This is a genomic window from Solimicrobium silvestre, from assembly GCF_002976435.1.
GTDB classification, from domain to species: Bacteria; Pseudomonadota; Gammaproteobacteria; order Burkholderiales; family Burkholderiaceae_D; genus Solimicrobium; species Solimicrobium silvestre.
Genome location: NZ_PUGF01000010.1, coordinates 89,457 through 102,147, shown reverse-complemented (window position 1 = coordinate 102,147; position 12,691 = coordinate 89,457). Strand labels below are relative to the sequence as shown.

Here is a 12,691-nt window from a genome sequence, read left to right as displayed (position 1 = left end):
GAAAAAAGCGAGGCATGCCTCGCTTTTTTACACTTCACTTACACTTATCTTTGTGATTAGTTAGACAAAATCCGACAAAATCAAAGTGAGTAGTACATATCGAACTCAACTGGGTGAGTTGTCATGTTTAAACGTTCTACTTCTTTTTTCTTCAATTCGATGTAAGCATCGATCATCGTGTCGCTGAACACACCACCGCGTGTCAAGAATTCACGATCTTTGTCCAGATAACCTAATGCTTGTTCCAACGATTCGCATACTGTTGGGATCAATGCATCTTCTTCTGGTGGCAAATGGTACAGATCTTTCGATGCTGCTTCGCCCGGATGTATCTTGTTTTGAACGCCATCTAAACCAGCCATCAACAACGCAGCAAAACACAAATACGGGTTAGCCAAAGGATCTGGGAAACGTGCTTCAACGCGACGGCCTTTTGGATTCGCTACGTAAGGAATACGGATAGAAGCTGAACGGTTACGTGCAGAGTAAGCCAACTTAACCGGCGCTTCGTAACCTGGTACTAAGCGCTTGTAGGAGTTAGTACCTGGGTTAGTAATCGCATTCAATGCGCGCGCATGTTTGATGATACCGCCGATGTAATACAAAGCGAATTCAGACAAACCTGCATAGCCGTCGCCAGCAAACAAGTTCTTACCATCTTTCCAAACGGATTGATGTACGTGCATACCGGAACCATTGTCACCAACGATAGGTTTAGGCATGAAAGTCGCTGTTTTGCCGTAGGTGTGCGCTACGTTCCAAACCACGTATTTCAAGTTTTGAGTCCAATCAGCGCGTTCTACTAAAGTAGAAAATTTAGTGCCGATTTCATTTTGACCCGCGCCAGCCACTTCGTGGTGATGCACTTCAACCGGAATGCCCAGGCTTTCCAGAATCAAACACATTTCTGAACGCATATCTTGGAAACTATCAACCGGTGGAACTGGGAAATAACCGCCTTTTACAGTCGGACGATGGCCAGTATTGCCGCCTTCGATTTTTGCATCGGTTGACCAGGACGCTTCACCGGAGTCAATTTTTACGAAGCAACCGGACATGTCGATTTTCCAGCGCACGCCGTCAAAAATGAAAAATTCTGGTTCTGGACCAAAGTAGGCTGTGTCGCCTAAACCTGTTGATTTCAAATAGGCTTCTGCACGTTTAGCGATCGAACGTGGATCACGGTCATAACCTTTTCCATCGGAAGGCTCGATCACGTCGCATTGCATGAACAATGTGGTTTCTTCCATGAACGGATCGATATTGGCGGTATTCGGATCTGGCATCAACAACATGTCAGAAGATTCAATTCCTTTCCAACCCGCGATGGAAGAACCATCAAAAGCGTGGCCGGATTCAAATTTATCGATATCGAATTGAGATACTGGCACGGTTACATGTTGCTCTTTACCGCGTGTGTCTGTAAAACGAAAATCAACGAATTTAACTTCATTGTCTTTCGCCATTTTCAATACTTCTGCCACTGTCATCGCCATGCGAAACTCCTTAAAGAAAACTAAATAGATTTGTTGAAAATCAACGATGCTAAAACTGCCCACCTTGATCCATTACGCGCACCAACTATAAGCAGGTTCTATGCCAAGTTACATTCTGATTAATATTTAAGCAAAATCGACTTATTTTAGCTTTACGAAGGTAAATAACATTAACCCACATAAAATTATTGCACCAAAATGGTGCTTTAGCTAAATAAAATTCCAATTTGGTGCGAAATATAACCTTACGTTGAAAGTCGCATCAAAATGGAGCACGACGAATTCAGGCATTATTCTAGGCAATATTTTAAAGAAAATCCTGCTTAACTTCGATTTAATCCTGAAAAAACCTCGCATAATGTGGTTTTTATTATCTTAATTTCATTTGGGATACGACATGACAAAAGCAATACTCGATCAAGCCCAGCAACGCGGAATGTCCCTGCCCTACGCTGGCGCGGTGACTCCGCAGGAAGCATTTCAGTTACTGGAAAGCGATACGGCGGTACAGTTAATCGATGTCCGCACCAATGCCGAACGCGACTGGGTTGGGCAGGTGCAAATTAACCCAGCTCAATTACACGCGGTGCAATGGAATTTATATCCAACCAAACATAACGCCGATTTTTTAAGCGAATTAGCCGCACAAGTCGCTGACAAAGAAACGGTTTTGCTGTTTTTATGCCGTTCCGGAGTGCGCTCGCGCAGCGCAGCGCAACTGGCTACCGAACATGGTTACACGCAGTGTTACGACATTTTGGAAGGTTTTGAAGGCGACAAAGATCAGCACGGGCACCGCAAAGCAATCGCTGGCTGGTGTCATGCCGGCTTACCTTGGCGCGGTGCTTAACTTAAAAATTGAAATTAAGCCGGGACGTATTCGGCATTCCGCAGCTCTAACTCCTGCTCTAAAACGGCGAAGGCTTGCTCCACTTGCGTTGGCTGGCCTTTAACGCCTAATTCAATATGCCGCCTGATTTGATGGTTACCAACACTAGGCAAGCTAAACACTTTAATCAACGGAAAATCAATTTCCAATTGTTCCATCAAAGGCGTGAGCGTTGACTCGGCAATTTCAAATATCAATACGGATTTTTCTGCTCGCTCATGTTGATGAAATAAATGCGAATAATGCGTATCAAGCACCCAAGTCAGCATCGGCTCGGCCATGACAGGAAAACCCGGCACAAAATAATGGCTGGCTTTAAAAAACCCGGGAATCAAATTATACGAATTAGGAATAATGCTGCTGCCTTTGGGGAATTCGCCCATCTTTAAACGATGTAAAAGATCTGGTGTATTCAAGTCAACCGGCTTGCCAGCTTCCTGTAAGGTTTGCGTAATGCGCTGCTGAATCAACGTTTTGGCTTCAGGGTGTAACTCCAGATCAACCCCTAAAGCAGCAGCGGCACACTGGCGTGTATGGTCGTCTGGTGTGGCGCCGATACCGCCGCAACAAAATACGATATCGCTCGTTGCCATCGTGCGTTGTAAAGTCGCGGTGATGCGCTCAGGGTCGTCGCCTATAATTTCTGTCCAGCCTAATTGCAAGCCACGGGCAGACAATAATTCCACTACTTTTGAAAAATGTTTATCGGCACGTTTGCCGGATAAAATTTCGTCACCGATAATGATTAAACCAATCGCCATGATGGAAACTTTCAAAATTTATTAAAATTAAGCTTGCCGCAACTGTTGCAATGCATCCAAACAAAATAACTGAAACCACAAACCGGAAAACATAAACACCAGCACATATAACCAAATTGCGACAGCGGCTAACAGCGGTAAAAATACAACCGACAACACGCCACCCAGCCAAACCATGCCCGGTAAAGCACCCAGTAAACCGGCAATAATGCCCACGGTCCAAAGCTGCCAACGATGTTGCTTCAAAATAATTTTACGCTCTTCTGCGCTGGCATGCACAGCCAAAGCATCGTGCGCCATGACGCGGTACGTGACCCATCCTAAAAGAACCGGCTGAATTATCAAGCCAAGATGCATGAATAAAGTGAGCGGCAAGCTGATTAACCAGGCAAAGACAAAGATAACAACGCAAACCAAGGCATAACCCAGACTGCTCCACCAACCACCGCCGTGCTTTTTTTCCAACTGCGGATAATATTGCTGGCTCACTTTGCGATTAATTAGCGGCATGGCAATGCAGGCGACAAATAACAAGGCGGTGAGCAACATCAACGGCAGTAGCAACCACATCGCGATTAAAGGCACAATCACGGCTTTTAAGGTTAATAGCCCTAAAAATCCCAGGATATTACCTGCCAGTTGAAAACCATTATTATCAATAAAATACTGCTGTAAAAAATCAATTAATGGCTGGAGACTAAAATACAGTACAACTGCCCACAAACCCAATGCCAGCACACTAGGCAGCAAAGACAGCAGCAACATTTTGATGTTGAATTGCAATAAAAATGCCCGTCCATACGATATTAAAACTTTCTTCATCCTTGTTCCATTTTTGTGTTTATTTTATGTTTTTCTGAATTTGCCATAAATCCTGTGGCGAGAATAATAACCTAAAGTATCAATTCCCATCCTTTCAGCGCGTAACCACCGCAAAACTCAGGACTGGTTCAAGAATTCCGCGCTAAATTAGTCTACAATCTCGCCACTTATTTTTAATTTTTGAAAGTTTTGAAAGAACAACATGACAACTACGATGACTGCCTCTGGCCTGCAATTTGAAGATTCCATCATCGGCGAAGGCGCAATTGCTGAAGCTGGTAACCACGTTAGCGTGCACTACACTGGCTGGTTGCAAAATTCAGATGGTAGCAAAGGTGCCAAATTTGATTCCAGCAAAGACCGCAACGAAGCGTTTGCGTTTCCATTAGGTGCTGGCCATGTGATCAAGGGTTGGGATGAAGGCGTGCAGGGCATGAAAGTAGGCGGCGCGCGTACATTGATTATTCCATCCGCATTAGGCTATGGCGCACGCGGCGCTGGCGGTGTTATTCCACCAAATGCAACCTTGATTTTTGAAGTGGAATTGTTGGGCGTTTAAGCCGGATTTTCCATTTTTACCGCGCTTCACCAAATAAAAACGCCTCGCTGGTATTTGCATACCAGCGAGGCGTTTTTTATTCGAAACGACACTTCACTTTTAGTCTTGATGACCCAGCCGCACAACGATCTCAGGATGACGTGCCACCAGCGCTTTTAATCGCATCAAATTCACCAGGTTTTCAGCCTGCTCATTCGTAAAATCCCCAGGTTCGACGCCATGATCCCAGCCCCAACGGGTATGTGATGTATCCCCCGTTAATAACACCGGCCCTTTCGTACTTCGCACCAGATAAGCCACGCTGCCCGGCGTATGTCCCGGTACGCTGATCGCAAACACCGAACCATCGCCAAACACGTCAACCACAGCATCAAATTGATGTTGCGGATCAGGCTCAAAATTCCATTCCTGCAAATTCTGTTTATGTGCGAGTAAATTATTCGTGCTACTGAAAACAAACATATTTATCCAATTTTTTCCTGTCGTTTCCGACTTGCCGATATACAGCGGCACGTCATTAGGAATGGCTGGCATACCGGAAATATGATCGATATGCAGATGCGTGAAAAACACGCCCGATAATTGTCCCGGCATAGTCCGTAAAACATCATCAGTACTGGTTTGAAGTTTCATTTTTTCAAGGTGCATAACTTTAGCCACGATCCACGATACTCCAGCTTTATCGGGATCATCAATCAACTGTTGCGCCACACCGGTATCTACCAAAAAATTACCGTACTTGGGATGTTTGAGTACGTGCACATAAACATGGATCGGTTCGTCCCGATCTTTTAATTGCGCCTGTTGCGCAATCGGGTTATTCAAATTAACCATGCCAGATAAAGGCACCGTCCAATTTACGCTATTAATCGCCGTCAGCTCAACTGGGCCGGGCTGAGCAAGCATGCTTTCCATTTCCGTACTGCTGGAAACCTTACCCAGAGTTGATGGAACAACAGCATGCGAGGTAATACCGCATCCAGATAGGCTTGCCAGCGTCAGCATCATCGCCAAACCGCACGTCCAATTAAGGCTAAATTGTGTTTTCATTGTTCCTCCGCAATTAAAGTAATCGAATAATGCCATATCCAAATATAATTGATCAATTGACTAAATTCAGATGAACATATCCATAAATGGATAGGATAAACAAATGAAGTGGGATGATATTAAATTATTTTTAGCCGTGGTTGAGCAAGGCAGTTTGAGTGCTGCGGCACGCGAATTGAAGCTTGGACAACCAACCTTAAGCCGAAGGATCGGCGAATTAGAAAGCCTGATCGGTGAAGCTTTGTTCATCCGACAAACACAGGGCGTTACGCTCACCAGCGCGGGCGAAAAACTGCTACCGGCAGCGCAACGAATGGCTGAGTGGGCGAATGAAGCAACGCAAAGTTTAAGTAAACAAAAGCAGCAATTGAGCGGAAAAATAAAAATTGCCGCACCGCCAGGAGTAGCTCTCGACTTTGTTGTGCCCTTGGCGCAAACCTTACAGCAGCACCATCCGCAACTGCGCATAGAAGTTTTGGCTGGCATTGAGACATTGAATTTAAGCCGGGGCGAAGCAGATATTTCGCTGCGCACCCGAGCACCGACAGATGACGATTTAATTTGCCTCGACCAGATCAAGGCACCAATGCGCATATTAGCTTCAAGCGCTTATATCAAGCAATTACCTGATTCTTATACTCTGGATGATCTGGATTGGATATGCTGGTCTGACTCACATCAAGAATTACAAATGGTTCAGGAATTAAAAAAACAAGTGAAGCAGTTTAATCCGGTGTTCACCTCGAATGATTTCAATATTCAAATGGCGGCCTGTCGTGCCGGACTTGGTGTGATGCTACTTGCAAAAGTGCCGCCTATTTTTCCCCATCTAAACCAATTACATGAACTAAATATTGCGCACGGGTTCAGCAGTGAAGCGGAACTATTTGTTGTCTGCCACAAGCGCCATCGCCACTTGCCCAAAGTTGCCATTGTTTTAGAAGCGATTTCTGCTCAATTTGCCTTGGCCCGGCGTCAAATGGCGTAGTACGCTCAGATCTGAGGAATTACTCTAAATTTGAGTGCGCCTTCCGTGGTAATTTACGGTTCGTTTTGCAGCTCAAACAGAGCCTGAATTAAGTATTATTTCACTACCAAGCATCACTACCCATTAACTGAGGAACCACCATGAGTTTATCCGAGCAATTCGCCCAGGCACAATTAGATTCCAAGAATTTACCAGAGCGTCCAGACAACATGACGCTGCTCAAAATTTATGCTTTATTTAAGCAAACCAGCAATGGCGATGCAAGTGGTGAACGTCCAGGCTTTACTGACATGATCGGCCGCGCTAAATGGGATGCATGGAATAGCTTGGCCGGTACGGCACAAGAAGAAGCACAACAGCAATACATCGATTTAATTAATGATTTGAAGTAAGCCAAATAGACAAGACAAGCAACGCTTACCTTGTATCAAATAACGACATCTCCAGCTCAATTTGATGGAGATTGTCGTTAAATTCAACAACTGCCCTACACCCCCACCTATTTTTTAAATATTTAACGCATCTGATGGGCTTTCCATCGATGAAAATCGCGTTTTTAGACGGTACTATTTATTGTCAATAAATTTACTTGCCAATATTAATAAAAAAATAAATTTAATATCCGACACTACCAAAGAAAATTAACGTATTAATTAATCTAGCTTATTGCTTTTAAACATTCTGATGGCATCAAACATCTGCCAGGCGGCAAGAATAATAACCGCTGAACCAACAGCAATCACATTCAATGTGAGGTTTTTTTCAGTAGAAAAACTGAGTGCGTAAGGTGAAAGAATGAGCCAGATTCCCAATACGATATTGACGATTTCCTGACCATCATCCACTTTTCTGCAGGCAGAAATAAGATTAAATATAATCAGCGCTGCGCCGACTCCACACGCATTTCCCTTGGCGTCCAAATTAAGCAAATAGCCCATCTCCCAAGGGGAAACCAACAGCCAGCAACCGAGCAACGCACTTACCCAATCTTGCCATCGAAGCGACATAAGTACTCCTTCAGAGGGTTACGCCACCAAAGAAAATCAAAACGGCGACACGTTTCAAGAGCCATTGCTCGTCGATTTTGCACTCTTTCTTTTGGCCGGAGCCGACTCGGATGGTGTCATCATTAAATTCTGCCCGATGACTTCGGCGAATTTCTTACCCGCGCCCATCCATTGTTCGTAGCCATTTTGCGGATTACCCAAGGCCGAAAACATGACATCGAACGGCTTTTGAAGCGTGTCTGGCGTAACTTGCTGCGCGCCTTCAAACAATTTGTTTGCATTGTTACAGGAGCCGCTAATTTGGGCTTGTGCAATTTGACTGAATTCAGTGCCGAAAGCGGAAGTAATTGCGCTGAATTCGTTGGCATAAGACAGCATGCGATTTAGCTTGTCCTGTATTCTTTCAGCATCCAGCGCAAAGATTTGTCCTGGTGCTTTGACTTCAAGTAAATAGCGAAGTGATTGTGAGGAATCGTCTAACGATTGCTTGGTCATCCGCGCGTTTAGCTCAACCAGTTTCATCGAACTTTCCAACGCTTTGGCTACAAAAGCCAGCCATTGCGCTTGCTGCTCCTGTATTGTACCGATCATTTTTTCTTGAGTAGATGCAGACATAATTATCTCCTGGTTTTAATTACCGAAAAAAAACTAGTGACTAACAGCAACTTTAAATTAATAACAGTCCAACCCTGCGACAGACATCAACATCATCATAACCACCTTAGCTGAATATGTGAATAGTTAAACCTTAACTCACGCTAGCCACTAAATTAATTACCTCGCCACGCTCAAAATACGCAATCAAATTATTCACCGCACACTGCTGCATCGCACGTCGCGTAGGCTCGGTTGCGCTAGCGATATGCGGCGTGAGGACGACGTTAGGTAAGCCTAAAAATTCCGGATTCAAACGCGGTTCATTTTCATAGACATCTAATCCGGCGGCAGCAATTTGTTGATTACGCAAAGCTAAAATCAATGCCGCATCGTCTACTACGCCACCACGTGCAACATTAATCAAGGTAGCACTACTACGCATTTGGCTAAATTCTTCAGCCCCCATGCAATGATGGGTTGCGGCTGAATACGGCAACATCAGTATCAAATGATCTACGCTTTTCAATAGCTCTTGCTTGCTGACATAACTTGCGTTATTTGAGTGCGCTTCTTGCGCTGGCGTTAAACGTGACCGGTTGTGATACAGCACCTGCATATCAAACCCCATAGAACGCCGCGCAATTGCTTGCCCGATCCGCCCCATGCCTAAAATGCCCAAAGTTTTACCGTGCACATCGGCACCTAAAAAACCATCCAGGCTCCACTTCTGCCAATGCCCGGCACGCAACCAATGCTCAGATTCAGTAACGCGACGCGCCGTTGCCAGCAACAGCGCCCACGCAAAATCTGCGGTGGTTTGATTTAACACATCGGGCGCATTAGTCACGACGATGCCTCTTTTTGCGCAAGCCGCGACATCGATGTTGTCGTAGCCGACGGTCATCGCACAAATTAATTTGAGTTGGGGCGCATGCTGCAAAACATGCTCGGTAAAGCGTGCATTACCGGCGGTAAAAACGGCCTGCTTATTTTGCAGTTGCGCTATTAACTCCTGCTCAGTAAACGTCGCATCCTGCTGATTGGTTTCCAGTTCAAAATGGACTGATAATTGCTCAATGATTTCAGGGAAGGCAATGCAGGTAAGTAATACAGCAGGTTTGCTCATGAAAATAATCCATTCATTTAAACACCACAAATGTTGCGCCAAAATGGCAACGCCAGTACAGATTTAGTCCAAGTTTAGTTGATTTAAATCAATTTATTTTGAATTTTATTCTGTGAAAAAGGCACTAAAACGACTTGCTCGCAGCCAAAACATGAATTTGCTTATGCGTATTTTATCTAAGGTTGATTTGTAGGAACTCCAGAATTACCTTAAAATACAGTGCTTTGTGACTTGCAACGAATTTTAACTGCTGCAGTCACCTCCAATCCCCGTTTTTTCCAGATAGGCTAGTTATGACCCACGTTGTCACCGAATCCTGCATCCGCTGCCGCTACACGGACTGCGTTGATGTCTGCCCGGTAGATTGTTTTCGCGTTGGACCCAATTTTTTAGCGATTGATCCCGATGAATGTATCGACTGCGCAGTTTGCGTAGCTGAATGCCCGGTGAATGCGATTTATGCTGAAGAAGACGTTCCTGCTGACCAACAAGATTATCTCAAACTCAACGCTGACTTGTCGCGTACCTGGCCTTCCATCACCAAAACCATCGCTCCTTTGCCGGACGCGGATGACTGGAAAGATGTAAAAGACAAGATTCAATATTTAAAACGTATTTAAAGCCTCGTATTTAAAGCTATATTCGTTAAAAGCTAGTCTGCTTACTATTGGTAGATTAGTTATCTCTATAGGAATGCATCCATCATATGGAAACCAAGCTCGCCAATGAATCATTGGCCCCCATCATCGCCGACGCAGTTATCGTTGGTGCCGGCCCGGTTGGACTGTTTCAGGTTTTTGAATTAGGCCTGTTAGAAATCAAAGCGCATGTCATTGATTCCCTGCCTATGGTTGGCGGCCAGTGCGTCGAGTTATATCCCGACAAACCGATTTACGATATTCCTGCCGTGCCAGTCTGCACAGGCCAAGAACTGGTCGACAATTTGCTAAAGCAAATCGAACCATTTTCCCCGACCTTTCATTTAGGTCAGGAAGTTACCTTGGTAGCGCGTCGCGAAGATGGTCGCTTTGATCTGGAAACGTCGACTGGCACACGCTTTATTACCAAAACTATTTTTATAGCGGCTGGCGTTGGCTCATTCCAACCACGTACGTTAAAAGTAGATGGCATTGAAGCCTTTGACGGTTCCCAATTGTTCTATCGGGTTAAAGATCCGCTGCGCTTCCACGGTAGAAATATCGTAATCTGCGGTGGCGGTGATTCCGCTCTGGACTGGGCTTTGGATCTAGTCGGTAAAGCTGAATCTGTCGTACTGTTGCATCGTCGCGATGATTTCCGCGCTGCTCCTGCATCGGTCACAAAAATGCGTGATTTGTGCGAACAGCTTGAAATGCAATTGATTATTGGTCAAATCACCGGCATTGAAACTAAAGACGATTTACTGTCTGAAATCAAAGTAACCGGCCAAGACGGTGTAACCCGCCGCTTGCCGCTGGATGATTTATTAGTGTTTTACGGTTTGTCGCCAAAGCTCGGCCCAATCGCTGATTGGAGCTTAGAAATTGAACGCAAACAGTTAAAAGTAATGAATACCGAGAAGTTTGAAACCAATATTCCCGGCATTTTTGCAGTGGGTGATATCAACACCTATCCAGGTAAAAAGAAATTGATTTTGTCTGGTTTCCATGAGGCTGCATTGGCCGCCTTTGGTGCCGCACCGTATATTTTCCCTGACAAGAAAATTCACATGCAGTACACCACGACATCACCAAAATTGCATAAAATTTTGGGAGTGGAAACACCGGTTTTTGATTAAACCGTTGCTACACTAAATAATTAGAAAGGCGCCTTTTCTTCCAAGATCAGGTGCCTTTTTTATTTACAAAATTGATTAACCTAAGGCCGCCATTTCCATTACAATCATCCAAATAATTTTTAACAACTAGTGATTGTTGGCAATAAATAATGAGTATGTCCGTGAATTAATGTCGTTTAAATATTTATTCCAGTTTTAATCGCAAAACAATGTTAAATCCCCTATTTTCCAATGGAAAGTTTCGCGACAAACTTGGCAGACACGCCGAAAAAGAATAAAGTAAATAGTGCACCGCAACAAACTGATTTAGCTTAGCAGCACCCTTTGAAAGAAAACTATGCTTTACCACCTACACGAGATGAACCGCGCCCTCATAACCCCATTAACTCATTGGGCTGAAGCGTCTTCCAAGTTATTTAGCAACCCCATCTCACCGCTGGCACACACGCCGTTTTCACAACGGATTGCTGCGGGCTATGAACTAATGTTTCGTCTAGGGAAAAGTTACGAAAAACCGGCGTTTAACATTGACTCCACCATCGTTAATGGTCAAACGGTAGCGATTGTAGAAGAAGTTGAATTGCAGAAAAGTTTTTGTACGCTGATCCACTTCAAAAAAGTTCTCAGCAGTAAAGAAATCAAACAACTCGATCAACCTAAAGTCTTATTGGTAGCGCCCTTATCCGGCCACCACTCAACGCTGCTACGCGATACCGTGCGCGCCTTGTTGACCCACCATGATGTCTACATTACCGACTGGACCGATGCCCGCATGGTGCCATTGGCAGAAGGTGAATTTCATCTGCATGATTACATCTACTACGTGCAAGATTTTATTCGTCATTTAGCGCCTAATTTACATGTGATTTCAGTGTGTCAGCCGACAGTGCCAGTATTGGCCGCCATTTCACTGATGGCGACCGCTAAAGATCCTAAGCTGCCAAAAACCATGACGATGATGGGTGGCCCAATCGACCCAAGAAAATCACCAACGCAAGTCAATAATCTGGCAGTTGAAAAGCCTTATTCCTGGTTTGAAAACAATGTGATTTACAGCGTTCCTCCGAATTTCCCCGGCAATGGCCGCAAAGTTTATCCCGGCTTCTTACAGCACACCGGCTTCGTCGCTATGAATCCAAGACGCCATGCCCAAAGTCATTGGGATTTTTATCAGCACTTAATTAAAGGTGATGATGATCCGGCTGAAGCGCATCGCCAGTTTTACGATGAATACAATGCGGTATTGGATATGCCTGCCGGCTACTATCTGGACACGATTAAAACCGTATTCCAAGAATTTAGCTTGCCAAAAGGCACTTGGGAAGTGGAAGGTAAATTAGTCCGCCCGCAAGACATTAAAACCGTAGCGTTATTTACCGTTGAAGGCGAACTAGATGATATTTCCGGCCCAGGTCAAACCCAGGCAGCGCATGACATTTGCACCGGTATTCCAGCCAATCGTCAGCAAGATTTTGTAGCACCGAATTGCGGTCACTACGGAATTTTCTCAGGCCGCCGCTGGCGCGAAGTGGTTTGTCCGAAAATCACTGAATTTATCCAGAAGCACGGTTAAACCATCAACTATCCTTTGCTGTCGTGTGCATTTTATGTATAAGTAC

General features: G+C 44.7%; 14 protein-coding genes. 7 read left to right on the top strand and 7 right to left on the bottom strand.

Features of this window, described 5'->3' with window-relative positions:
- Positions 1–80: 80 nt before the first annotated feature.
- Positions 81–1,496 carry a type I glutamate--ammonia ligase gene (gene glnA, locus S2091_RS11775; protein ID WP_105532050.1) on the bottom strand — a complete coding sequence of 472 codons (1,416 nt, stop codon included), beginning with the start codon at positions 1,494–1,496 and terminating at the stop codon, positions 81–83.
- 397 nt (positions 1,497–1,893) lie between these two features.
- On the opposite strand from glnA, the gene S2091_RS11770 reads away from it, so the two are divergent.
- Positions 1,894–2,346, top strand: coding sequence for a rhodanese-like domain-containing protein (locus tag S2091_RS11770; protein WP_105532048.1), 453 nt, complete (start codon positions 1,894–1,896; stop codon positions 2,344–2,346).
- Positions 2,347–2,360: 14 nt separating this feature from the next.
- Here S2091_RS11770 and S2091_RS11765 read toward each other — a convergent pair whose 3' ends face one another.
- Complete coding sequence (locus tag S2091_RS11765; RefSeq protein WP_105532046.1) at positions 2,361–3,146, bottom strand: competence/damage-inducible protein A; 786 nt, start codon at positions 3,144–3,146, stop codon at positions 2,361–2,363.
- 27 nt (positions 3,147–3,173) lie between these two features.
- On the bottom strand, positions 3,174–3,968 hold the full coding sequence (locus tag S2091_RS11760) for an EI24 domain-containing protein (protein WP_105532045.1): 795 nt from the start codon (positions 3,966–3,968) through the stop codon (positions 3,174–3,176).
- Positions 3,969–4,170: 202 nt separating this feature from the next.
- Between S2091_RS11760 and S2091_RS11755 the strand changes: the two genes are divergently transcribed.
- Positions 4,171–4,527, top strand: coding sequence for an FKBP-type peptidyl-prolyl cis-trans isomerase (locus S2091_RS11755; RefSeq protein ID WP_105532044.1), 357 nt, complete (start codon positions 4,171–4,173; stop codon positions 4,525–4,527).
- 99 nt (positions 4,528–4,626) lie between these two features.
- Here the strand turns inward: S2091_RS11755 and S2091_RS11750 are convergent, their stop codons facing one another.
- Positions 4,627–5,577 (bottom strand): MBL fold metallo-hydrolase, encoded by a 951-nt coding sequence (locus S2091_RS11750; RefSeq protein WP_207769687.1) that lies wholly within the window; start codon positions 5,575–5,577, stop codon positions 4,627–4,629.
- Positions 5,578–5,680: 103 nt separating this feature from the next.
- Here S2091_RS11750 and S2091_RS11745 point away from each other — a divergent pair, with 103 nt between their 5' ends.
- The gene (locus S2091_RS11745) at positions 5,681–6,565 is read left to right on the top strand and encodes a LysR family transcriptional regulator (protein ID WP_105532042.1); all 885 of its coding nucleotides are present in this window, start codon (positions 5,681–5,683) and stop codon (positions 6,563–6,565) included.
- 140 nt (positions 6,566–6,705) lie between these two features.
- Positions 6,706–6,957: an acyl-CoA-binding protein gene (locus S2091_RS11740; RefSeq protein ID WP_105532040.1), complete on the top strand. Its 252-nt coding sequence runs from the start codon at positions 6,706–6,708 to the stop codon at positions 6,955–6,957.
- A 261-nt stretch (positions 6,958–7,218) separates the two neighbouring features.
- Here S2091_RS11740 and S2091_RS11735 read toward each other — a convergent pair whose 3' ends face one another.
- The 3 genes from S2091_RS11735 to S2091_RS11725 all read right to left on the bottom strand — a co-directional run bounded on the left by S2091_RS11735 (position 7,219) and on the right by S2091_RS11725 (position 9,295).
- A complete protein-coding gene (locus S2091_RS11735; RefSeq protein WP_105532038.1) occupies positions 7,219–7,572 on the bottom strand; it encodes an SPW repeat protein in 354 nt (117 codons plus the stop codon).
- 54 nt (positions 7,573–7,626) lie between these two features.
- Positions 7,627–8,187, bottom strand: a complete 561-nt coding sequence (gene phaP, locus S2091_RS11730) for a TIGR01841 family phasin (protein ID WP_105532037.1) — start codon at positions 8,185–8,187, stop codon at positions 7,627–7,629.
- Between the two features lie 133 nt (positions 8,188–8,320).
- The gene (locus tag S2091_RS11725) at positions 8,321–9,295 is read right to left on the bottom strand and encodes a 2-hydroxyacid dehydrogenase (RefSeq protein ID WP_105532035.1); all 975 of its coding nucleotides are present in this window, start codon (positions 9,293–9,295) and stop codon (positions 8,321–8,323) included.
- A gap of 293 nt (positions 9,296–9,588) precedes the next feature.
- Between S2091_RS11725 and fdxA the strand changes: the two genes are divergently transcribed.
- From fdxA to S2091_RS11710, 3 genes are all read left to right on the top strand, one after another.
- Entirely contained in the window at positions 9,589–9,915 is a 327-nt protein-coding gene (fdxA, locus tag S2091_RS11720; RefSeq protein ID WP_105532034.1) for a ferredoxin FdxA, read from the top strand.
- An 86-nt stretch (positions 9,916–10,001) separates the two neighbouring features.
- On the top strand, positions 10,002–11,072 hold the full coding sequence (locus S2091_RS11715; RefSeq protein ID WP_105532033.1) for an NAD(P)/FAD-dependent oxidoreductase: 1,071 nt from the start codon (positions 10,002–10,004) through the stop codon (positions 11,070–11,072).
- 337 nt (positions 11,073–11,409) lie between these two features.
- A complete protein-coding gene (locus S2091_RS11710; protein WP_105532031.1) occupies positions 11,410–12,645 on the top strand; it encodes a polyhydroxyalkanoate depolymerase in 1,236 nt (411 codons plus the stop codon).
- The last annotated feature ends 46 nt before the right edge of the window (positions 12,646–12,691 follow it).